We start from the raw sequence: 22,412 nt of genomic DNA, 5'->3' as shown, positions 1-22,412 counted from the left end.
GCCCGGCGGACTGGTTGATGCATTTACTTGAAACGTCAACCGAGCTTCGTGTCTAGTATAAACATGCATATGCATCTTTTATTCCAACTCCACGGAACATTTTGAGAAAACTTTGAGTTCTACTGACGGTAGAAGATTTCGGATCGCCCCGCTTCTTTGAGAAACTGGTAAACATGCCCCAAGCAACTGTCCATCTGCTTCGCCATGGCGAGGTCCATAATCCCGATGGCGTCCTCTATGGCCGGCTGCCTGAATTCCATCTCTCCGAGCGGGGCCGGGAGATGGCCCGCATGCTGGCCGAGCACTTCACCGTCCGCGCAAACGAGGGTGCCAGGATTGTCCACTTGGTCGCCTCGCCGCTCACGCGCGCCCAGGAAACGGCAATGCCCACTGCCGAGGCACTCCATCTCGATATCCATACAGACCCCAGGATCATCGAAGCAGAGAACCACTTCGAGGGACTCCACCCCACGCGCAGCGAATTCCTGAAGCCCAAGCACTGGCTCTATTTCCGGAACCCCCTGCGCCCGTCCTGGGGCGAGCCCTACAAAGAGCAGGCCGCACGCGTCATGGCTGCCGTTGAAGATGCGCGCGTCAAGGCGATCGAACTGGGTGGCGACGGCGCGGAAGCGATCCTCGTCAGCCATCAGCTTCCCATCTGGTCCACCCGCCTGTCCGCCGAGGGCCGCCGGCTGGCGCACGACCCCCGTAAGCGTGAGTGCACCTTGACCTCCCTGACATCCCTGGTCCTGGACGAGGACGGCAGGATTGTGCGGGTCGAATACAGCGAACCTGCTGCCGTGCTCCTTCCCGGTGCAGCAAGCACTCCGGGGGCGTAGGCACATGAACAACAACGTTTCGCGTCGCGGCGTGCTCACAGCCGGTGGTGTCCTGTTGGCAGGACTTACCATGGGCCTGTCGGCCTGCGCCCAGAAGGACTCCCTCGCAGAGCAGGCCCGAAAAGGCGACAACAAGAACTACGTGGCCGGGGACGGTTCCGTCACCGAGTTCGCCAAAGCCGACCGCGCTGCACCGGTGGCGCTCAAGGGGACACTCTTCAATGGGGAGACGGTCAAGCCCGAAGATCTCAAGGGTAAAGTCACGGTCTTGAACTTCTGGTTCGCGGCCTGTGCCCCGTGTCGCGTCGAAGCTCCCCAGCTTGAAGCCCTGCACCAGGACTTCAAGGACCAAGGCGTTCAATTCTTCGGCGTTAACCTGCGTGACGAGAAAGCCACCGCAGAGGCCTTCGACAAGACCTTCAACCTCACCTACCCGAGCTTCAACGACAAAGACGGGGCCGTGCTCCTGTCTGTGTCCGGAATCGTGCCTCCGGGCGCGGTGCCCACCACATTGGTCCTGGACAAGGAGGGCAAAGTTGCCTCCCGCGTCCTCGGCGAAATTGAGAAGAGCACGTTGAAGGCCCTCATTACGTCCGCAGTGGCTGAGTAGTACCAATGAACAGTCCTTTCGCCGAGACGATCCTGAACGGATCACTGCTGCTTGCCGTGCCGGTCGCGCTGCTGGCCGGACTCGTCTCGTTCCTTTCGCCGTGCGTGCTGCCACTCGTCCCCGGCTACCTTGGCTACGTCACGGGACTGACCGGCGTCGATCTCCAAAAGCAGCGGCGCGGCCGCATGCTGGCAGGTATTGGGCTGTTTGTGCTGGGCTTTTCGGTGATCTTTGTCCTCCTGGGCGGTGCCTTTGGGCAGCTTGGGACCCTCCTGACAGGCCCGCAGAACGCCTGGATCACCCAAGTGCTGGGCATTCTGGTCATCCTCATGGGCGTCGTCTTTATGGGTGGCTTTGGTTGGCTGCAGCGCGACGCCAAAATCCATGCGAAGCCTCCGGCCGGCCTGTGGGGCGCGCCGCTCCTGGGGCTGACGTTCGGCCTGGGGTGGGCCCCATGCATCGGGCCCACATACTCCGCGGTACAGTTGCTGAGCTTGTCCGGCGGATCGTCGGCGGCAAAGGGTGCGCTCCTGGCCTTCGTTTACAGCCTTGGCCTGGGTATCCCGTTCCTCCTGATCGCCCTTGCCGTCCGGCGGGGCATGGGCGTCATGTCCTTCTTCCGGACGCACCGCCTGGCGATCCAGCGGTTTGGCGGAGGCATCCTGATTTTGCTCGGCATCCTGATGGCCACCGGTGTGTGGGGAAACTGGGTGACCGAGTTGCAGTACTGGTTCCAAACCGATGTGAAGTTGCCAATCTGATGAGCGAGTCCGTGAAAGCCAAGAAGAAGTCACCACCCGCTGAAAGCACGAACACGAAGACAGCGGAAGGAAAACTCCAGCAGGCCAAGTCCGAGGCCGCGCTGCCCTCCTTGGGTATCCTGGGCATGCTTCGGTGGGCTTGGACCCAGCTGACGAGCATGCGGACGGCGTTGTTCCTGCTGCTCCTGTTGGCCGTGGGCGCGGTGCCGGGGTCCCTGTTCCCGCAACGCCCTGCGAACCCTGCGGTTGTCACCCAGTACATCAAGGACAACCCGTCCTATGGTCAGCTGCTCGACGCCCTGCAGCTCTATGACGTGTACTCGTCGGCCTGGTTCTCGGCCATTTACATCCTGCTGTTCATCTCCCTGATCGGTTGCGTCACCCCGCGGGCCATCGCCCACTACAAGGCGATGAAGTCGCAGCCGCCGCGCACGCCCAAGCGCCTTTCGCGACTGCCGGAGTACGGCACCTTGGCGCTGCCCGCCGACGCCGGGATCCCGGCGTCGAAAGCTATCAACGATGCCGCCGGACTGCTCAAAAGGCGCGGCTACCGCGTGGAAGTCAGGGACGTCGACGGCGACCTCCCGTCCCTGGGTGCCGAGCGCGGCTTCCTGAAGGAAGTCGGCAACCTGGTCTTCCACACTTCCCTGATCGGCGTGTTGGTTTCCGTGGCTATCGGCGGCCTGTTCGGCTACAGCGGCCAGCGGATCCTGGTAGAGGGCGAGACGTTCGTCAATACTTTGGTGGGTTACGACCAATTCACGCCGGGCACCAACTTCCAGAGCAGTTGGCTCCAGCCCTACTCCATTCAGTTGGACAAGTTCGAGGCCACCTTCGATCGCGAATCGCCGAAGAAGATCGGCCAGCCCATCGACTACACCGCTGAGGTCACCACCAAGGAAAATCCGGATTCGCCGGCGAAGAAGGAAATCCTCAAGGTCAACGATCCCATCACACTGGGCGGCACCAGCCTGTACCTCACGGGAAACGGCTACGCCCCCGTAGTGACAGTCCGCGACGGCGAGGGCAACATCGCTTTCCAGGGGCCGGTCACGGCCAAGGTCCAAGGCGACAACTACTACTCATCCGTGGTCATCAAGGTGCCGGACGGCAAACCGGACCAGCTGGCGTTCCAAGGCTTCTTCCTGCCCACGGCGTTCAAATCCGATGAGGGCATCTCCTTCAGCGCAAGTCCTGAACTCTTCAACCCACAGTTGAGCCTTGACTCCTACTACGGCGACCTCGGCCTGGACAAGGGCGTGCCCCAGAACGTGTTCGAGCTGGACGTCAGGGACCTCACGCAGCTCAACGGCCGGAAACTTGAAGCCGGCGGAATCACGCTTGCCCCAGGGATGACGAAAACGCTGCCGGACGGCAAAGGCAGCATCAGCTTCGACGGCGTCAAGAAGTACATCGGCGTGGACGTCCACCACAACCCCGGGCAGCTGTACGCGTTGATCTTCGGCCTACTGGCCGTTGCCGGCCTGGTGACTTCGCTCTACGTCAACCGCCGCCGTGTCTGGGTCCGCACTGGAACCCACCAGGACGGCCGCACCATGGTGGAGTATGGCCTGCTGGCGCGAGGCGAAGACCACCGGCTCGCGGGCGAAGCAGCAGCCCTCCGCGAACTCTTTACCCGGGAATGGCAGATCTCCTCTGACTCCGGCAACCAGGCAGCAACCCCCACAGTCTCTTCCCCAACCTCGAAGGACCAGTAATGCCCGTCATCAACGAAACCCTGGGCCAGTACAGCGAGCTGTTCATGCTGCTGGCCGCCGGCACGTACACCGTGGCGTTTATCGCGTTTGCCTGGGACCTGGCCAAGAGCAGCAAGGCGCTGCGTGCAATCGACTTGAAGGCTGCCGCCAGCTCTCCTTCAGAGAAGGTGGCGGTGGCCGCTGGTCGCGCCAGCGGACGCTTGGGAGGGGCCGACGCCGGTGGGCCGGCCGGCCGTGCCGAGCGTCCGACGTCGGGCCTCACCATCGAGGGTGGCACAGCGGCCGGTGACATGAAGTACTCAGCCGAACGGCGTGTGCCTGCCCGGGTGGCTGTGGCACTTACAGTACTGGGCGTACTCATTCATGGTGCGGGCGTTGTGACCCGTGCACTGGGCGCAGGCCGGGTGCCGTGGGGGAACATGTACGAGTTCCTCACCACCGGTGCATTCGTCGCCGTGGCAGTCTTCCTGATCGTGCTCATCCGCCGTGACCTGCGGTTCCTCGGTACGTTCGTCATCGGCCTGGCCATCATCATGCTGGTGGCTGCTTCGGTATCGTTCTGGACGCCGGTGGGCCACCTGGTCCCGGCCCTGCAGAGTTACTGGCTGATCATCCACGTCTCCATCGCGGTCCTGTCCTCGGCCCTGTTTACTTTAACCTTCGCCATGTCCGCGCTGCAGTTGGTTCAGTCGTACCGGCAGAAGAACCTGGCCGCGGGCCGGGCGGACAATCTTGGCTTCATGAGGGTGGTCCCGAACGCCCTGAGCCTGGAAAACCTGTCCTACCGCATCAACGCCATCGCCTTCATCGGCTGGACGTTCACCCTCATGTTCGGTGCCATCTGGGCTGAGAAGGCCTGGGGCAGGTTCTGGGGCTGGGACCCCAAGGAAGTGTGGACGTTTGTCATTTGGGTGGTCTACGCCGGCTACCTTCACGCCCGGGCTACCCGTGGTTGGACGGGAACCCGCGCAGCGTGGTTGTCGATCGTTGGCTACGCCTGCGTGATCATCAACTTCACACTCGTGAACACCGTCTTCAACGGTCTGCACTCGTACTCCGGGCTCTAAGCCGCGGAACGCCTTAGATTTCCGGAACGCCTTAGATTTCAGTAACGCCTTAGATTTCCGTTGCGCGCCGGCGTCCGCTTATCAGCCACGCCGTGGTGGACGGCAGGAACAACAGGATCAGGCCTGCTGCAGCCAGGACGTACTGCACGGCAAGCAGCACAGTGGACAGGATGCCTTCGCCTCCCGGCGCGACGACGAAATCGGCCGTGATCACTGTGACCACGGCGTGCAGGAGCGCCACCGGTGCCAGCAGCCAGCGCGCCCAGCTGCGGCGCCTGAAGGCCACAGCCAGCAGGACGGCTTCCATAGCGACCACCAGCGCAAGCATGGCCAGGCTTCCCAGGAACACGACGGCGGTCGCTCCCTCGATTGCCTGGGCGTCGCCGTCGGGGAGTTTTCCCGCGATAACGTCCTGGAGACGATCCAGGTGCGAATCGCGGGCAAGGAAACTGGTGACGACTACTGCGGTTCCTGCGGCAAAGCTGGCTACCCACAACCACCTGGACAGCAGCGCCGGGCCTGGTGGCCCCACGACGGCGTCGCCGGGTGCGGTTTCGACGGGCGGGCTAGGCGAGCCGAGTGGGGGAGGAGACAGGGAAACGCCGGAGCTGGACTGCGGCGTGGACGGTGGTGGCCCGCCGATGGGTGACGCGGTAGTAGAAGACTGCCGTGATCCATCAGCTTGCCGGGCCATGTTCCCTACTTCAGTTCGTCGGTGCCATGGGTATCCGGCTCGCCGCGTTTGGCATCGCCGGACTTGTACCCGGGGGCTTTATTGCCCTGGCTGCCCTCCTGGCCATCAGTACCATTGAGTTTTCGCTCTTTGGCTTCCAGCTCTGCCTTGAGCTTCTTGAGGCGCTCTTCTTCGGCGGTGTTCCGGCGGCGGGTTTCGAGGTTGCGGAGGAACTCGGGATCGTCATCCGGGGCGGTGGGGTGGCGGCGGATGGGCTGCGCCGAGGGCTTGCCGTAGGGCCTGCCGAAGATGAACCAGAGGACTGCACCCAGAAGGGGCAGGACGATCATGACCACGATCCAGGCGGGCTTGGAGATGCCGCGTGTGTATCTGCCATCGGTACGTATCACGTCCACGAGGGCGTAGACGAAGATAACAAGGACGACGACGACGCCAACAACCCGGAGCATGCACCAAGTCTAGTCGCCGGAAGGCATTCACTGGACGCCCGGCTCCGGCTGTGATCAGAGTGCAACCATACGGGCGGCTAAACTTGGATAGTGGCTTTCCTGAAGTATTCCCTCATCCGTTTGGCGCTGTTCGTGCCGCTGTTCATCCTGTTCGCCCTTTTGCAGGTGGGCTGGATCCTGGCGGTGGTCTTCGCGGGGCTGATCGCGTTCGCCATCAGTTACCTCTTCTTCCAGAAACAGCGCGACGCCGCCACTGCGGCCATCCGGGAACGCTTTTCCGGCCGGGCCAAGCCCATTCGCACCGCTGGCGAAGTTGAGGACGCCGAGGCGGAGGATGGCCTGGTGGAGCAGAACCCGGACATTGCCGTCAACAACGACAAACGCCCGGGTTCCAAGTAGCTTTCGTTACAGAAGCTCAGAAGCTCGGAAACTCAGAAGCCGCGGCTCAGGATCAGGCCGAGCGAGAACAGCAGGCTGTAGCCGAGGTTGATCAGTCCGGTCTGCTTGAGCACGGGAATGAGGCTCTTGCGCTTCTTGCCGTTGACCATGAGCCAGGCGGGCATCAGGCAGGCGGGGATCAGCAGAAGAACGATCAACATCCACGGCTTGGTGGGTGCCAGCACAATCACCAGCAGGATGGCGACGGCCAGCATCAATACGTAGCTCTCGCGGGCATGCCTGTCTCCAAGACGCACGGCCAAGGTCCGTTTGCCTGCCGCTGTGTCCGTGGGAATATCCCGGACGTTGTTGGCCATAAGCAGGGCGCAGGCGATGAGCCCAGTACCGATCGCGCCGATGACTGCTGCAAGGCTGACCTGTCCGGCCTGGGTGTAGGTTGTGCCGAGCGTTGCTACCAGTCCGAAGAACACGAAGACGAAGACGTCGCCCAAGCCAAGGTAGCCGTAGGGGTTTTTGCCGCCCGTGTAACCCCAGGCCGCCAGAACGCAACCGAGGCCCACCAGGATCAGCCACCAGGTCTGGGTGATGATGACCAGGATCAACCCGCACACCATGGCCGCGCCGAACAGTCCAAAGGCCGCCCACTTCACTTGCTCGGGCTTGGCGAGCCTGGAACCAACCAGGCGCAGTGGCCCTACCCGGTCCTCGTCCGTCCCGCGGATGCCGTCCGAGTAGTCATTGGCGTAGTTGACGCCCACTTGGAGGAGGAGCGCCACGAGCGCCGCCAGGATCGCATTCGGCAGCCGGAAAGCATGGAGCTCGTACGCCGCTGCCGAACCGATCAGTACGGGCGCGATTGCCGCGGGCAGTGTGCGGAGCCGGGCTCCTTGAATCCATTGTGCAGCTGTCGCCACGTGTAGTACCTCGTGTATTTCGCGTTGATCTTTGGTCGGAGTCATGAGGGCAGAACGTGTCTATTGTCCCTGATGCACGGCGGAAAGCTGTTCGATCATGGCCAGCCGGTCCGGTTTTCCGTTGGGCAGCATCAGCAATTCCTTCCTGGCGACCACAGTCTTGGGGGCCAGAACTCCCAATGCTGCTTCGCGGCGGGCCGTGAAGCCCTTAAGCCCTTCCGGCGAGGGGTCGGACATGGCCACGTAGGCTGCCACGGCCTGGCCCCATTCTCGCGACGGTACACCCGCGACGAAAGCTGCAGTGACGCCGTCGAGCTCTTCCAGTTTGCTTTGGATATAGCCGGCAGAGGCCTTGACGCCGCCGCTGATGATGACGTCGTCGGCGCGGCCCAGGACAGTGAGCTTGCCGTCACCGGCAATTTCGCCGAGGTCGCCCGTGACGAACCAACGCACGCCGTCTTCCTCGAGGAACGCGGACTTTGTGGCCCGCGGGGCGTCAAGGTAGCCCGCCGCCACGGTGTCGCCGCCCAGCAGGATGCGGCCTTCCAGTTCGCCCTCGCCGATGCGGACCTCGACGCCGTCCAGCGGCTCGCCGTCGTACACGCAGCCGCCGCACGTCTCGGCTGATCCGTAGGTGGTCACCACCTTGAGGCCCTCGGCATGGGCGGCGGCAAGGAGTTCAGCCGACGCTGGCGCGCCGCCCAGCAGGATGGCATTGAAGCGGCGCAGCGCGGCAAGGGTTTCCGGTGCGGGGGAGTCCAGGAGCCGCTGCAGCTGGGTGGGGACCAGCGACGTGAAGCGGATCTTGTCCGTCAGTTCCCCCGCCGCAGCGGTGAATGCCTCGGGCGTGAAGCCGTTCGACTGGTCCATCACCCAGGGCCGCGTCCCTGCGTAGAGCGAGCGGACCAGGACCTGGACGCCGGCCACATACTGCAAGGGCAGTGCCAGCAGCCATTGGCCTTCGCCGCGCAATGCCATGGCCGTTGCCACGGAGGAGGCCGCCAGGGCATCCACAGTAAGGATGGTGGCCTTCGGTGTTCCGGTGGAGCCGGAGGTCCGTACCACCACCGCGGCCTCTTCCACGCCGGTCTCTACCGGAACGGCTTCCGGCCGCCCGTCCTCGTGAACCACGATTTCGACGGCGGGACCCTCGCCATGCAGGGCAGTGGCCAGTGCTTTGAGTACGGGATCGATGTCCACAGGGGAGTCCTAGAAGTAGTAGGGGAAGTTGGACCAGTCGGGGTCGCGTTTCTGGAGGAAGGCTTCCTTGCCCTCCACGGCCTCGTCCGTCATGTAGGCCAGCCGTGTGGCTTCACCGGCGAAGACCTGCTGCCCGGCCAGGCCGTCATCGGCCAGGTTGAAGGCGAACTTCAGCATGCGGATGGCCTGGGGGGATTGGCGGGCGATATCAGCCGCGTACTCCAATGCGACTTCCTCCAGCCGCGCGTGGTCCACGGCCTCGTTGACGGCTCCCATCCGGACCATGTCCTCGGCGGAGTATTCGCGGGCCAGGAAGAAGATCTCCCGCGCGGCTTTCTGCCCTATCTGGCGGGCCAGCAGCGCAGAGCCGTATCCGGCGTCGAAACTTCCCACGGTGGCGTCAGTCTGCTTGAACTTGCCGTGTTCGCGGGAGGCGATGGTGAGGTCGCTGACCACGTGGAGGGAATGTCCGCCGCCGGCTGCCCAACCGTTGACGACGGCGATGACCACCTTGGGCATGGTCCGCATGAGCCGCTGGACTTCCAGGATGTGAAGGCGTCCGGCGCGTGCGGGATCGATGGTTTCCTGGGTGTCTCCTTGGGCGTAGCGGTAGCCGTCCCGGCCACGGATCCGCTGGTCGCCGCCTGAACAGAACGAGTGCCCGCCGTCCTTTTCCGACGGTCCGTTGCCCGTGAGCAGCACGGTGGCAACGTCAGGAGACATGCGCGCGTGGTCCATGGCCCGGTACAGCTCGTCCACAGTGCCCGGACGGAAGGCGTTGCGGACCTCGGGGCGGTTGAAGGCGATACGTACAGTGGGGAGATCCTTGACCGTGCCGTCGCTGGAACGCTCAACTTGCCGGTGGTACGTCATGTCCTTGAAGTCGTCGAAGCCGGAAACGGTGCGCCAGCGTGAGGGGTCAAAGATGTCGGAAACCTTGGCAGGGAGTTGGTTGTTCACAGTCCGAGTCTAGTAATGGCCTCGGCTGATGCAGAACTCGCGGCCTTGGCTGCAGGTCCTGGCATGCCTCTGTTACCCGGTGGGGAGGAAGTCCGGCGGGATCGCATAAATGAGAACCACGGCCAGGAGGTTCTTGGCCGCATGGACGAAGTAGGAGAACATCAGGTTCTTTCCCGTCCACACATAGACCGCCACCAGCACAAGGGCCATGCCGAGATAAGGCGCAAGAGCCGACAACGCCAGCCCTTCCCTGCCCACAACATGGATCGAGGCGAAAACTCCTACCGAAATCGCGCAGCAGATCCAAATGTTCACGTACTGCGACAACTTGCCGATCAGCAGGTGCCGGAACAGGTACTCCTCGACGAACGGCCCCAGGACCACCAGCAGCGGCACCATGAGCCAGGCCGGCACACGCTGAAGGAGGCCTTGGATGCCCAACTGGTTTTCGGAGGTCTGCGCCGTACCGAGCGCCGCAACCAGAATTGCCGTGACGATCAGCATGACCACCACCGCAAGGGGAATCATTCCAAGGGTGAACCAGGGACGGGTGCCCAGGATCTTGATGTCGCGGCCAACAATGCGCCAGGCGGACGCCAAGGCAAAGACCCCGACGGCAGCATAGAAGACCGCGTTGACGGCATAGGAAGCCGTGGCGGGGTCGGAAAAAAGCCGGAGCATCATTCGCTCCACGGATTCGCCCGCAAAAGTGAAGTAGACCGTGAACCCCACGTAGGCGGCCACGGCGACTGCGTCCAGGGCATTGAACCGGTAAAGCCTCGCCCGCATCGAAATGGTGCCCATATGACCAGACTATCTTTGCTGGGTGGCCCCCGCTTCGCTACACTTTTCGGTATGCCTAACTTTCCGTTTCGGCGCGCCAAAGTTGTCCGCCGATTCGCCGCCTTACTGACCGCATCCGCTCTGGTGCTCGGGGTGTCCGCCTGCGGAGGGAATTCCTCTGCCGGTGGTGACGACAAGCCCGTTGTCCTGACCACGTTTACCGTTTTGGCCGACGTCGCCAAAAACGTCGCCGGTGACAAGCTCCGCGTGGAATCCATCACCAAGGCCGGGGCCGAAATCCACGGCTATGAGCCAACTCCCGGGGACATCCGCAAGGCTGCCCAGGCCGACCTCATCCTGGATAACGGCCTGAACCTTGAAGCATGGTTCTCCCAATTCGTGGAGGGACTCGATGTGCCCCACGCTGTGGTGAGCGACGGCGTGAAGGTCATGCCCATTGCAGAAGACTCCTACCAGGGCAAACCAAACCCGCACGCATGGATGTCCCCCAGCAACGTCCAGATCTACGCCAACAACATGGCCAAGGCCTTCGCCAAGCTCGACCCCGCCCATGCCGGCGAGTTTGAAGCCAATGCCAAGGCCTACAACGCCAAACTGCAGACCGTCCAGGACGAGATGGTCTCCAAGCTCTCCGTTCTGCCCGAAGCACACCGGGCGCTGGTGACGTGCGAAGGTGCGTTCTCCTACCTGGCCCGGGATGCCGGACTCAAAGAGGTCTACATCTGGGCCGTGAACGCTGAGCAGCAGGCAACGCCCCAGCAGATCGCGCGGGCAATCGAATTCGTCAAGGACAACCAGGTGCCGGCCGTGTTCTGCGAATCCACCGTCTCCGACGCCCCCATGCGGCAAGTCGTCGGTGCTACCGGCGCCAAATTCGGTGGCGTACTCTACGTGGACTCGTTATCAGAAGCAGATGGTCCTGTTCCCACGTATTTGGACCTCATCCGCCACGATGCGAAGACCATCACCACGGCCCTGACAGGAGGAGCGTCATGACCAGTCCCGCGATCGTCGTTGAGAATGTCACGGTCCACTACGGCGAGGTGCTGGCGCTGGACTCCGCATCCCTCACCCTGGACCACTCCAGAATCTGCGGTTTGGTCGGCATGAACGGCTCGGGCAAGTCCACCCTGTTCAAGACCATCATGGGCATGGTGAAGCCCGATTCCGGCCGGGTCCTCATCAACGGTCACCCGCCCATGAAGACCCGCAAGGAGGCCGGGATCGGCTACGTCCCGCAAAGCGAGGATGTGGACTGGGCCTTCCCCTTGTCCGTCCGGGACGTAGTGATGATGGGCCGCTATGGGCACCTCGGTTTCACCCGCCGTCCACGGAAAGCAGACCGGGACGCCGTCGAACAGGCCCTGGACCGCGTGGAGCTTGGCGAGTTTGCCGACCGCCAAATCGGCCAGCTGTCCGGCGGGCAGAAAAAGCGTGCCTTTGTAGCCCGGGGCATCGCACAAGGCGCCACCATGATGCTGCTGGATGAACCCTTCGCCGGAGTGGATAAGCGATCCGAAGCCACTATCACCAGGCTCCTGCGCGAACTTGCGGCTGACGGCGCCACCATCCTTATCTCCACCCACGACCTCCACGCGCTCCCTCAGCTCTGCGACGAAGCAGTGCTCCTGATGCGTAAGGTGCTGATGCATGGCAGCCCGGACGTGGTGCTGCAACCTGAAAATCTAGCCATGGCATTTGGCCTTGACGTCATGAACAGGGGCTAAGCCGTGGAATTCCTGCTTGAACCTTTGAGCTACGACTTCATGGTCCGCGCCCTCGCCACCACGGCAATTGCAGCGGTGGTTTGTGCGGTCCTTAGCTGCTGGCTCGTTCTGATCGGTTGGTCCCTCATGGGCGACGCCGTATCGCACGCGGTGCTTCCCGGCGTCGTGCTCGCCTACATTGTGGGTGCGCCGTTCGCGCTTGGTGCGTTGGTGTTCGCGCTGATTGCCGTGACGTTGATCGGGGTGGTGCGGAACACCAGCCGCGTGAAGGAAGATGCGGCAATCGGCATCGTGTTCACCTCGCTGTTCGCGCTGGGCCTGGTGCTGATCTCCGTGACACCCAGCCAGACTGACCTGAACCACATCATCTTCGGCAACCTTCTGGGCGTCAGCGTCCCTGACCTCATCCAGGTTGTGGTCCTTGGCGTGGTGGCTTTCGCGATCCTGATCCTCAAGCGCCGGGACCTCACGCTGTACGCGTTCGACCCCACGCATGCCCACGCCATTGGACTGTCGCCCCGGCGGCTTGGAGCGCTGCTGCTCGGCCTGCTGGCGCTGACATCCGTGGTGGCTTTGCAAACCGTGGGCGTGGTGCTGGTGGTAGCCATGCTGATCATTCCCGGTGCCACCGCCTACCTGCTGACGGACCGGTTCTCCCGGATGCTGGTGATCGCCCCCGTCATCTCGGTGGCGTGCTCCATGACCGGCATCTACCTGAGCTACTACCTGGACACGGCATCAGGGGCCATGGTGGTGGTCACCCAAGGTGCGGTGTTCGCCGTCGTCTATCTGTTCAGTCCGCGGCAAGGACTGATTGGTACGCGCGTGGCAAAGGCCCGGCGGAAGCGCGCGGTCGCGGCGGCCTGAAACTTGACGTGCCCCGATTCGCCGGGCAGTCTGGAGCGATGAAGTCTTGAGAGCAGCCCGTCCATCCGGCTGCATCCCCAGTAGACCACTGAGGCAGTACCCCAAGCGGTTTCCTGCCATTCACTGCGGACTTTGCGAGGACATCTCTTGACTGACCACCTTCACCTTTCCGGCGTTTCCCACGGCTACGGGGACCGCGAACTTTTCCACGGCGTTGAACTCACCATCGATCACGGCGAGCACGTTGCCATTGTCGGGGAAAACGGGGCGGGGAAATCCACCCTTCTCCGCCTGCTGGCCGGCGTGGAAACGCCCGACGACGGCACGGCCGGGTTGGCAGGAAACGCCGGCTACCGCGTGGGCTACCTCGCCCAGACTCACGGACTTCCTGCCTCAATTACTGTCGGCGACGCGATCGACGAGTCCCTTAAGGCACTCCGTTCGCTTGAGGCCCGCATCACCGAACTGGAACAGGACCTGGCGGACGCGGACCCCGAAACCCTGGAACTCTACGGAAGCCTGCAGACCCAGTACCAACTCCGCGAGGGGTACGCTGCCGAGTCCCGGGTGGAAGCAGCGCTGGACAGGCTGGGGCTGGGAGGCCTGGACCGGCGTCGAACGCTTGGGTCTTTGTCCGGCGGCGAGCAGGAGCGCGTTGCCCTCGCCTGCCTGCTGGCAGATCCTGCCGAAGCCCTGCTCCTGGACGAGCCCACCAACCACCTGGACGCCAATGGCACAGCCTGGCTGGAATCGAGGTTGGCTGCGCACCGAGGCACCGTGGTGGTGGTTTCGCACGACCGCGTCCTGTTGCGGAAGGTAGCCAGCACGGTAATCGAAGTCGACGCCGAGCGCCGTTCCGTCAATAGGTACGGCAACGGCTACGAAGGTTACCTGCGGGAGAAAGCCGCCCAGCGGGCCCGTTGGGTGCAGCAATACGAGGAATGGCTCGACGCCATGGCCGCCGAACGGTTCCAGGCAGCCACGGTTTCCGGCGGCATGGGCTACGGCCGGGTGCGCGACAACGACAAATTTGCGACCGGCTTCAAAAAAGGCACCTGGCAACGCGCAGCCACCAGCAAAGTTCGCAACGCCCAGGAACGCCTGCGGCGGCTCGAAGAGAACCCCATTGACCGGCCACCCGTGCCGCTCAAGCTCGCCGTGCAACTTGACGTTCAGCTGGAGGAAGCTGCTGGACCGGCCATCGAAGCACGCGGCATTAGCGTGCCCGGTCGCCTCAAATCGACTGATCTGCGCGTCGAAACCGGGGAGAAGGTCCTCATCACCGGGCCAAACGGCGCAGGAAAATCAACGCTGGTCTCCGTGCTCGCCGGGACGCTCGAGCCGGCCAGCGGAACATTGGCCGTTCAGGGCACGGTGGGATATCTGCAGCAGGAACTCGACGTGCCCCCGCGTCCCGGGCTCCGGCTCCTTCCGGCGTTTGCCGCAGGACTGGGCGGAAACATCGACGAACATGCCGAGGCCCTGCTTCGCCTGGGCTTGTTCCGGCCTGCGGAGTTCCACGTTCCCGTGGGCAGCCTCTCGGCCGGACAGCAACGCAGGCTCGCCCTGGCCAGGCTGCTCCTGGGCAGCTACGAAACCATGATCGTGGACGAACCCACCAACCACCTTGCGCCGGTGCTCGTGGAACAGTTGGAAGCTGCGCTCGCGGGCTTCGCCGGGACACTGATCATCGTGAGCCACGACCGCGCGCTGGGGGAGTGGTTCGATCGGTGTGCCGCGGCCGGTTCAGTGGGTAGCTGGGTCCGGTACGGGATGCAGGATGGCGAGTTGCTGTAGGCCCACGTGGCCGACGTGGCCGACGCTGCCGCCGGGGTGAGTTGTTCGCAAAGGGATCGTTACGCCCTGTCCTGCATATGGAAACACGGCATCGAGCGTCCTGAAACAACGGCGGAGCACCATGGAAGGAAGCCGGCCGAAAGGATCTTTCCGTGATTTCCAAGAACCTCTTCCTTCAAGGCATATTCCCGTTTGACGGCATCGGTATGGAGAAGCCGGTTCCCCTCCACAGCGAGCTCGCGCACTTTGTTCCGGACGGCGTCGTGAACCAGACGCTCTACTTCCGCGGCGGCAACACCAGCTCCGAACTCATCGCGGTTGTCCTTATGCGCGACGGCGTGCCGATGCGGTATTTCCCCATCGGGGCCAAAGGCGATGTGCACGTCCCGTTGCGGGTTGTGGAAGATATCGAGGGCGGCTCGATGATCGAGTTGTACATCGCCGCGCCGGCCGGCGTCCGCGGTTCCGTGGTGGTGGACCTGGGCATGGTGGAGCACTGATGACCAGGCAGCTGGTGGTCATCGGCAACGGCATGGCCGGTGCACGTGCGGTGGAGGAGATCCTGGCCCGCGGCGGCGGGGACGCGTTCGACATCACCATTTTCGGCGACGAACCGTACGGAAACTACAACCGCATCATGCTCAGCCACGTGCTGTCCGGCGAGGAAAGCGATGCCGACATTTTCCTCAACGCCCTGCCGTGGTACCAGGAAAACAACATCACCCTGCACGCTGGGGTCCGGGTGGAGCGCATAGATAAGTACAGCAAACACGTCTTTACGGCCGATGGCAGGGTGGTTCCCTACGATGTCATGATCATCGCCACCGGAAGCCACTCGTTCCTTCCCCCGATGGATGGCCTCTACACGCCCAGCGGATCGGTGCGCCACGGGGTCTTCACGTTCCGGACCATGGACGATACCCGCAAGATGGTCCAGTTCGCCCAGCACGAGCATCACCGCCGGGCTGTGGTGATTGGCGGGGGATTGCTGGGGCTCGAGGCTGCCCGGGGACTGCAGGCGTACGGCCTTGACGTGGCGGTGGTCCACTCCGGTGGCCACCTCATGAACGCGCAATTAGGGCCCGACGGCGGCGCAATACTGCGGCGAAGCGTCCAGGCGCTGGGCATCGAGGTCCATACAGGAAGCCGGACCACCGCGGTACTGGGCAAGGACCGGATCACCGGCGTGCGGCTGCGTGATGACACTGAGCTGGACTGCGACATGGTGGTTGTGACTGCCGGCATCCGGCCCAACGTGGATGTCGCGGTCGTGAGTGGTTTGGCCGTGGAACGGGCCATCGTGGTGGATGACCACCTGCGCGTCATGGACGAAGAGGACATCTATGCCGTGGGGGAGTGCGTTCAACACCGGGGCGAGGTTTATGGGCTCGTAGCGCCCTTGTGGGAGCAGGCCGCTGTTCTGGCGGACCAGATCACCGGTGTGGATCGTTCCTCGGTCTATCTGGGTTCCAGGACCGCCACCAAACTGAAGGTGGCCGGCGTCGACGTCGCTTCCATGGGCCTGCCGGGCCCGGAACGGGACACGGATGAGCACATTGTTTTCTCGGAACCGAGCCGGGGTGTGTTCAAGTCGATCGTGATCCGGGACAACAAGATGGTGGGCGCTACCCTTCTTGGTGACAGCCGCAAGGTTGCCTACTTGACCCAGGCTTTTGACCAGGGCCTGCCGCTGCCGGAGGAACGGCTCTCGCTGATGTTCGATCTCGGCTCGCCGGGTGAAGAGGAAGGTGTTTCCGAACTGGCGGATTCGGCACAGGTCTGCAACTGCAATGGGGTTTCCAAAGGAACGCTTGTTGCCGCGGTGCAGGGTGGTTGCCGTTCGGTACCGGCAGCCATGGACGCTACCCGGGCCGGCAAGGGCTGTGGTTCCTGCAAGCTGCTGGTTTCGCAGGTGGTGGAATGGGCGGCCGACGGCGCCGTAGAAGATGACCCGGCTGCGAGCTACTACGTTCCCGGTATTCCCCTGGACAAGGCCGCGTTGATGTCCCGGATCCGGGAGCTTGGTCTGCGCTCGGTTTCCCAGGTGTTTGCTGCGCTGGCTCCCGGAAGCGCTGAAGATGCCAAATCCAAGATGGGCCTTGCCTCGCTCCTGAAGATGATGCTGCCAAAGCAATACATCGACGAGCGCGACGCCCGCTTCATCAACGACCGCGTGCATGCGAATATCCAGCGTGACGGCACGTTCTCCGTGGTTCCGCAGATGAAGGGAGGCGTGACGTCCGTGCAGCAGCTCCGCACGATTGCCGACGTCGCGGAGAAGCACAACATTCCCATGATCAAGCTGACCGGTGGGCAAAGGATCGACCTTCTGGGCGTTCCCAAGGAAGACCTTCCGCAGGTTTGGGCCGATCTGGACATGCCCTCCGGCTACGCCTACGGCAAGAGTTTCCGCACCGTGAAGACCTGTGTGGGGAAGGATTACTGCCGCTTTGGCACGGGTGATTCCACGGGTTTGGGCATCTCGCTGGAATCCCGCTTCCAGGGAATCGAGTCGCCGGCAAAACTGAAACTCGCAGTCTCCGGATGTCCGCGGAACTGCGCGGAGTCCTTGGTCAAGGACGTAGGCGTCGTTGCGGTGGAAGGAGGCCGCTGGGAAATCTATGTTGGGGGAGCGGCCGGCGCCCACATCCGCAAGGGCGATCTGTTGGTCACGGTGGATACTCCGGAGGAAGTCACACTGCTGGCGGGTCGGTTCATGCAGTACTACCGGGAGAACGCGAACTGGCTGGAACGGACGTATGCGTTTGTTCCCCGGGTGGGGATCGACCGCATCCGCAGCGTCATCCTGGACGACTCCGAGGGCATCGCTTCCCGCCTGGATGAGGCGATGCAGGAGTCCGTGGAGAACTACGTGGATCCGTGGAGTGAGCGCGATGATCCACTCACGCCCGGCCAATTCCGGACCTCGTTGCCGCTCACAGTCCTGCCGCAGGTGCCGGTCCGATGAAGATTCCACACGTCGTAGGGCCGGTGGACCAAATTCCGTTCGGCGAAGGCCGGGCGTTCGGGATCGACGGCGAGCAGGTTGCGGTCTTCCGGCTACGGGACGGGACCTTGCGGGCTGTGTCGGCAGTGTGCCCACATAAGGGCGGCCCCCTTGCCGACGGAACCATCGACCAGCGCGTGGTGATGTGCCCGCTCCACCAGCACTCGTTCGAGCTGGAAACCGGGTGTTCCACCACGGGAGCCAAGCCCCTGCGGACGTACGAAGTCTTCGCAGATGAGAGCCGGAATATCGTGCTGATCTCCTAAAGCAACGCGGGGTCACTTACGGCCCATTCCGGGGGGAAACATGGGCCGTAAGTGACCCCGCGTTGCTGTGTCCAGGATGCGTGCTGTTGCCTGCGTCACGGGCATTCCCATTAATCCCGTAAGATAGACGGGTTGCGCGAACCTTCGGCGTTCTGCGTTCTTTGTCACACTTCAACGTCCTCCAACGGGGAAAGCTCGAATTTTGTGTGGCCAAGACGCCCATGTTCCGGCATGGGCGTAAACACCTACAGCAATACCCCAACCCACAAGGAACAGCTGTGCCGCAAAGTACCCCCACAGAACTCCAGAACCCCACGGCCCCATCCACCGCCGTCGGCTCCACCCTCAGCGCCGAGGGTTACCAGAAGACCCTAAGCCGGCGCCACGTCACCATGATCGCCATGGGCGGCGCAATCGGCGTCGGCCTGTTCATGGGCGCCGGTGGCCGCCTGGCCTCCACCGGCCCGGCCCTGATTTTCTCCTACGCCATTGCCGGCGTCATCGCTTACCTGCTGATGCGTGCCCTTGGCGAACTCATCATGTACCGCCAGACGTCCGGCTCGTTCGTGAGCTACGCCGGTGAAATGTTCGGCAAGAAGGGCGCCTTCCTTTCAGGTTGGATGTACTTCATCAACTGGGCCATGACAGGCATTGCCGAGCTCATCGCAATCGGGCTGTACTTCCAGTTCTTCTTCCCCAACGTCCCCGTTGAACTGTCCGCCATTGCAGCGCTGGTGCTGCTGGTGGCCGTGAACCTGTTCAGCGTCAAGGCCTTCGGCGAGTTCGAATTCTGGGCCTCGTGCCTCAAGGTCGCAGCCATCCTGATCTTCCTGGCCGTTGGCACCTTCATGGTTGTCACCAACGCCCAGGTGGGCAACGGCCATGCCTCGGTGGGCAACCTGTTCCACGAAGACGGTGGCATGTTCCCCAAGGGCGGCCTGGTCATGATCCTGGTCCTCAACGCCGTGATCTTCGCCTACAACGCAATCGAACTCGTTGGTATTACCGCTGGTGAGATGGAGAACCCGGAACGCGAAGTTCCCAAGGCGATCCGCGCCGTCGTGATCCGCATTATTGTCTTCTACGTCGGTTCCGTGATGCTGCTTGCGATGCTGCTGCCGTCGGACCAGTACAAGGCCGGCACCTCGCCGTTCGTCACCGTGTTCGGCCAGATGGGCCTCGGCTGGATGGGCGACGTCATGAACATGATCGTCATCACCGCCGCGCTGTCCTCCTGCAACTCGGGCCTGTACTCGATCGGCCGCATCTTCCGGACCATGGCCAACAACGGCCACGCGCCGCAGTGGCTCACCAAGATGTCCTCCCGCCACGTGCCGTACGCGGCCATCCTGGCGATCGGCGGTGTGTACCTGGTGGGTATCCTGCTCAACATCTGGCTGGGTGGCTCCCATGCGTTCGACCTCGCGCTGAACACGGCCTCCATCGGTGTGATCTTCACCTGGGGCTCCATCTTCGCGAGCCAGATTGCCCTGCGGAAGAAGCGCGGCAACGTCTCCAGCCTGCCGATGCCCGGTTCGCCGTGGACCAGCTGGCTGGGCCTGGTTGCGCTGCTGGCCATAACCGTACTGATCGGCTTCGACACCATGACCGATAAGGCAACCGGCGAGGTCTTCCTTCTGGGTCTCTGGACCTTGGCGACCATCCCCTTCTTCGCCCTCGTCCTGTGGCTTGGCTGGCAGAAGGTCAAGAACAACGAGCCCAAGAGCGAACTGTTCAGTTAACGCTTGGCTCATAAACGCTCGACGGCGGGTGCCTCCTTTCCGGGGGCACCCGCCGTTCGCGTTGTGGGGCATGGTCTGCGTTCTATGTGACGAGTAGGGGCGCAGGGCAGGCCCCGCCGCGTCTCGGCTACGAGGACGGGCGTTCGGCCAGTTGGACCTTTACTTCCTGCGTTTCTGATCCCCTGCGGAATTCCACCGTCACGTTCTGCCCGGGACTTTTGGTTCTCAAGGCTGCGAGGAGATCCTCGGGGGTTGCCAGGTCCTTGCCATCGAGCTTGACGAGTACGTCCCCTGGCTGGATGCCGGCTTTGGCGGCCGGCCCGCCATCCTGCACCGAAAGGGCCAGCGCCCCGTGGGTGTCAGGCAGGCCCAGCCGGTCGGCGATCTGTTGAGTGATATCCCCCGGTCCCAAACCAATGAAGGCGTGATCGGCTGTGCCATCCTCCTTCAGCTGGTCAGCCACTTTCACGGCGGTGGCAGCGGGGATGGCAAAGCCCAGGGCGACCGCACCTGACTGCGGCGGAATGTAGGCTTCGCTGATGCCGGTCACTTCGCCCCGGCTGTTCACTACGGCTCCGCCTGAGTTGCCGGGGCTGATCGCGGCGTCGGTCTGGATGAGGTCCACCAGGGACTGGCTGCTGGACGCCGAACCCGGGATCTGGCGGTGGAGGCCGGAGATGATGCCCGCCGTCGCCGTATTTTCGAATCCCAGCGGCGAGCCTATGACGATCGCCAGCTCGCCGATCCGGGGCAGGGAGGTTTGGAATTTCGCGGCCGGCAAACCTGTCCGTTTTGCTTCCACGAGGGCAAGATCAGTGATGGCGTCGGTGGCCCGCACGGTGCCAGCCACCCGCTGGCCGTCAGCAAAGCCAACCTCAACATCGCGGTTGCCGCGCACCACATGTTCATTGGTCAGGATCAGGCCATCCTGCGAATATACGACTCCACTGCCCAAACCGCCGTCCGTGAAGATGGTAGCCACCGACGGCTGGACATTGCTGATGATGTCAGGGATGTCCGCGGCACCCTGCTGAGGGGCCGGGTTGCTGTCCCCTTGACCGGATTGTCCGGCGGATTCTCCTGCGGATTGCCCGGCGGTTTGTCCGCCGGGTGGGCTGCCGGTCGCGCCTGGGAACTGTGAAGTCGACGGTCCCTGCAGGCTCGGCCCAGGAGCTGTGCAGCCTGAAACCACGGAGGCTAGGACAGCTGCTGCCGCGAGGAGTTCGACGGGACGGGACGCAGTGCGCTTGGCTGAAGCTGGCCGATGGTTCATTGAAGAGTCCCCTTCATCACCGGGCTCTATGGATGCTTTTTAAGGCTAATCCCGCCCTTGTTCCCCCGCCAGTTGGGACTGTCAGTGCCCGGGTCTAGGCTCGATGTATGGATCACACCACCACCCTGACGCAGCACATCAACGCCAGCCCGGAGAAAGTTTGGGCGGTCCTCTCGGACATCCCGGGCTCCGCGGGCACCCTTTCGGGCATCAACGCAATCCAGATGCTCAGTGAGGGTCCTTATGGGGAGGGCACCCGCTGGAAGGAAACGCGGACCATGATGGGCAGGCAGGAAACCGTGGAGATGTGGGTATCCCAGGCTGACCCACCCCGCAGCACCACAGTCAAAGCACTCCAGAGCGGCGCCGACTACACCACCCGCTTCAATCTGGCGGAGCGCGACGGCGGAACTGACCTTACGCTGACATTCGGCGCCGAGGTCCTCAAACCCACGCTCGGGAGCAAGGTCGCCATGGCCTTGTTCGGGAAGATCGGCATGAGCATTACGCGAAAGGCCCTCAGCAAGGACCTTGCCGAGATCGCTGCGAAGGCGGAATCCCTCTAATGGCGGCTGCAAAAGTGGCAGCCCCCAAGATCTCCCCGGTGCGCCTGGAAGAACTGCGCGACGACGACGCCCCGGACTTCCAGCGTGGCGAACGGTATGACGGCATCAGGTTTACCAGGGTGTCTGCCGATGGGGAGGAACTGAGCGGTGCCGACTTCATTGAGTGTGAGTTCACCGGCGTCTCGTTCAACGAGGCCCAGTTGCGTGGCGCCACGTTCCGGGAATGCATCCTTGCCGAGCCGTATGCGCCAGTCTTCACTGCGGCACGGACTTCCTGGCAGGACGTGGAGATCAGCAATCCGAGGTGGGGATCAGCCGAGCTGTACGAAGGCACGTGGCGTTCGGTACGGATCGAGGGCGGCAAGCTGGACTACGTGAACCTGCGCGGCTCCAAGCTGATGGACGTCCAGATTTCAGATTGCATCATCAACGAGCTCGATCTGGGCGGCTGCACGGGAACACGGCTATCGCTGAAGAATTGCACCATCGGCACCCTGGATGTAACCGGCGCCAAGCTCAAGGACGTGGACCTGCGGAGTTCGGAGTTCCGGGGTATCAACGGGTTGGCCGGGCTTGCCGGAGTTGTTATTGACGATTACCAGTTGAGTCTCATGGCCCCGTTGCTGGCCGGCCATTTGGGCATTCGCGTGGTCTGAGCGATGCCGTGCCGGTTAGGGGAAATGGCTTCATCTGTTGACCCGGACGGCAGGCCGTGTAATCTTTATAGAACGAACGGTCGGTATATTATTCCC

At 63.0% G+C, this 22,412-nt stretch carries 23 protein-coding genes; 16 read left to right on the top strand and 7 right to left on the bottom strand.

Translation table 11 applies throughout. From position 1 onward, the window contains the following. Positions 1-173 precede the first annotated feature (173 nt). The 5 genes from AC6I99_RS17560 to ccsB are packed head-to-tail and all read left to right on the top strand — an operon-like array spanning position 174 to position 4,995. On the top strand, positions 174-839 hold the full coding sequence (locus AC6I99_RS17560) for a histidine phosphatase family protein (RefSeq protein WP_224088776.1): 666 nt from the start codon (positions 174-176) through the stop codon (positions 837-839). 4 nt (positions 840-843) lie between these two features. Next, entirely contained in the window at positions 844-1,449 is a 606-nt protein-coding gene (locus tag AC6I99_RS17555) for a TlpA family protein disulfide reductase (RefSeq protein ID WP_309925187.1), read from the top strand. A 5-nt stretch (positions 1,450-1,454) separates the two neighbouring features. Beyond that, positions 1,455-2,210: a cytochrome c biogenesis CcdA family protein gene (locus AC6I99_RS17550; RefSeq protein ID WP_309925189.1), complete on the top strand. Its 756-nt coding sequence runs from the start codon at positions 1,455-1,457 to the stop codon at positions 2,208-2,210. Then, a complete protein-coding gene (resB, locus tag AC6I99_RS17545; RefSeq protein ID WP_497944498.1) occupies positions 2,210-3,928 on the top strand; it encodes a cytochrome c biogenesis protein ResB in 1,719 nt (572 codons plus the stop codon). Before AC6I99_RS17550 ends, resB begins: the two co-directional genes overlap by 1 nt. Next, complete coding sequence (gene ccsB / locus AC6I99_RS17540) at positions 3,928-4,995, top strand: c-type cytochrome biogenesis protein CcsB (RefSeq protein ID WP_309925194.1); 1,068 nt, start codon at positions 3,928-3,930, stop codon at positions 4,993-4,995. The genes resB and ccsB overlap by 1 nt, the downstream gene beginning before the upstream one ends. Positions 4,996-5,044: 49 nt before the next feature. Here ccsB and AC6I99_RS17535 read toward each other — a convergent pair whose 3' ends face one another. Then, positions 5,045-5,689, bottom strand: coding sequence for a hypothetical protein (locus tag AC6I99_RS17535; protein WP_497944499.1), 645 nt, complete (start codon positions 5,687-5,689; stop codon positions 5,045-5,047). Between the two features lie 5 nt (positions 5,690-5,694). Beyond that, positions 5,695-6,138, bottom strand: a complete 444-nt coding sequence (locus tag AC6I99_RS17530) for a PLD nuclease N-terminal domain-containing protein (RefSeq protein WP_224165264.1) — start codon at positions 6,136-6,138, stop codon at positions 5,695-5,697. Positions 6,139-6,225: 87 nt separating this feature from the next. Here AC6I99_RS17530 and AC6I99_RS17525 point away from each other — a divergent pair, with 87 nt between their 5' ends. Further along, positions 6,226-6,537: a DUF4229 domain-containing protein gene (locus tag AC6I99_RS17525; protein WP_497946962.1), complete on the top strand. Its 312-nt coding sequence runs from the start codon at positions 6,226-6,228 to the stop codon at positions 6,535-6,537. A 32-nt stretch (positions 6,538-6,569) separates the two neighbouring features. On the opposite strand, the gene AC6I99_RS17520 is transcribed toward AC6I99_RS17525, so the two are convergent. From AC6I99_RS17520 to AC6I99_RS17505, 4 genes are all read right to left on the bottom strand, one after another. Then, positions 6,570-7,451 (bottom strand): 1,4-dihydroxy-2-naphthoate polyprenyltransferase, encoded by an 882-nt coding sequence (locus AC6I99_RS17520; protein WP_224088765.1) that lies wholly within the window; start codon positions 7,449-7,451, stop codon positions 6,570-6,572. Between the two features lie 60 nt (positions 7,452-7,511). Then, positions 7,512-8,651: an AMP-binding protein gene (locus AC6I99_RS17515; protein WP_497944500.1), complete on the bottom strand. Its 1,140-nt coding sequence runs from the start codon at positions 8,649-8,651 to the stop codon at positions 7,512-7,514. A 9-nt stretch (positions 8,652-8,660) separates the two neighbouring features. Further along, positions 8,661-9,611: a 1,4-dihydroxy-2-naphthoyl-CoA synthase gene (locus AC6I99_RS17510; protein ID WP_497944501.1), complete on the bottom strand. Its 951-nt coding sequence runs from the start codon at positions 9,609-9,611 to the stop codon at positions 8,661-8,663. 72 nt (positions 9,612-9,683) lie between these two features. After that, positions 9,684-10,415: a CPBP family intramembrane glutamic endopeptidase gene (locus tag AC6I99_RS17505; RefSeq protein ID WP_309925203.1), complete on the bottom strand. Its 732-nt coding sequence runs from the start codon at positions 10,413-10,415 to the stop codon at positions 9,684-9,686. A gap of 51 nt (positions 10,416-10,466) precedes the next feature. On the opposite strand from AC6I99_RS17505, the gene AC6I99_RS17500 reads away from it, so the two are divergent. From AC6I99_RS17500 to AC6I99_RS17465, 8 genes are all read left to right on the top strand, one after another. Next, positions 10,467-11,411 carry a metal ABC transporter substrate-binding protein gene (locus tag AC6I99_RS17500; RefSeq protein ID WP_309925205.1) on the top strand — a complete coding sequence of 315 codons (945 nt, stop codon included), beginning with the start codon at positions 10,467-10,469 and terminating at the stop codon, positions 11,409-11,411. Next, positions 11,408-12,142: a metal ABC transporter ATP-binding protein gene (locus AC6I99_RS17495; protein ID WP_224088758.1), complete on the top strand. Its 735-nt coding sequence runs from the start codon at positions 11,408-11,410 to the stop codon at positions 12,140-12,142. The genes AC6I99_RS17500 and AC6I99_RS17495 overlap by 4 nt, the downstream gene beginning before the upstream one ends. A gap of 3 nt (positions 12,143-12,145) precedes the next feature. Next, complete coding sequence (locus AC6I99_RS17490) at positions 12,146-13,009, top strand: metal ABC transporter permease (RefSeq protein WP_224088757.1); 864 nt, start codon at positions 12,146-12,148, stop codon at positions 13,007-13,009. A gap of 147 nt (positions 13,010-13,156) precedes the next feature. Then, a complete protein-coding gene (locus AC6I99_RS17485) occupies positions 13,157-14,806 on the top strand; it encodes an ABC-F family ATP-binding cassette domain-containing protein (RefSeq protein ID WP_497944502.1) in 1,650 nt (549 codons plus the stop codon). A 152-nt stretch (positions 14,807-14,958) separates the two neighbouring features. Next, positions 14,959-15,306 (top strand): molybdopterin oxidoreductase, encoded by a 348-nt coding sequence (locus AC6I99_RS17480; RefSeq protein ID WP_224088755.1) that lies wholly within the window; start codon positions 14,959-14,961, stop codon positions 15,304-15,306. After that, the gene (nirB, locus tag AC6I99_RS17475) at positions 15,306-17,774 is read left to right on the top strand and encodes a nitrite reductase large subunit NirB (protein WP_497961413.1); all 2,469 of its coding nucleotides are present in this window, start codon (positions 15,306-15,308) and stop codon (positions 17,772-17,774) included. The genes AC6I99_RS17480 and nirB overlap by 1 nt, the downstream gene beginning before the upstream one ends. Next, a complete protein-coding gene (locus AC6I99_RS17470) occupies positions 17,771-18,079 on the top strand; it encodes a Rieske (2Fe-2S) protein (protein ID WP_224088752.1) in 309 nt (102 codons plus the stop codon). Before nirB ends, AC6I99_RS17470 begins: the two co-directional genes overlap by 4 nt. A 278-nt stretch (positions 18,080-18,357) precedes the next feature. Beyond that, positions 18,358-19,821: an amino acid permease gene (locus AC6I99_RS17465; protein ID WP_309925219.1), complete on the top strand. Its 1,464-nt coding sequence runs from the start codon at positions 18,358-18,360 to the stop codon at positions 19,819-19,821. A gap of 127 nt (positions 19,822-19,948) precedes the next feature. Here AC6I99_RS17465 and AC6I99_RS17460 read toward each other — a convergent pair whose 3' ends face one another. After that, entirely contained in the window at positions 19,949-21,094 is a 1,146-nt protein-coding gene (locus tag AC6I99_RS17460; RefSeq protein WP_497944504.1) for a S1C family serine protease, read from the bottom strand. A 107-nt stretch (positions 21,095-21,201) separates the two neighbouring features. Here AC6I99_RS17460 and AC6I99_RS17455 point away from each other — a divergent pair, with 107 nt between their 5' ends. Together AC6I99_RS17455 and AC6I99_RS17450 are read left to right on the top strand one after the other, a co-directional pair. Next, on the top strand, positions 21,202-21,660 hold the full coding sequence (locus tag AC6I99_RS17455; RefSeq protein ID WP_497944505.1) for an SRPBCC family protein: 459 nt from the start codon (positions 21,202-21,204) through the stop codon (positions 21,658-21,660). Next, positions 21,660-22,316 (top strand): pentapeptide repeat-containing protein, encoded by a 657-nt coding sequence (locus AC6I99_RS17450; RefSeq protein ID WP_224165256.1) that lies wholly within the window; start codon positions 21,660-21,662, stop codon positions 22,314-22,316. Before AC6I99_RS17455 ends, AC6I99_RS17450 begins: the two co-directional genes overlap by 1 nt. Positions 22,317-22,412 lie beyond the last annotated feature (96 nt).

It is taken from the genome of Arthrobacter sp. TmtSoilC77 (assembly GCF_059739415.1).
This window is presented reverse-complemented; position numbering and strand designations above follow the sequence as displayed.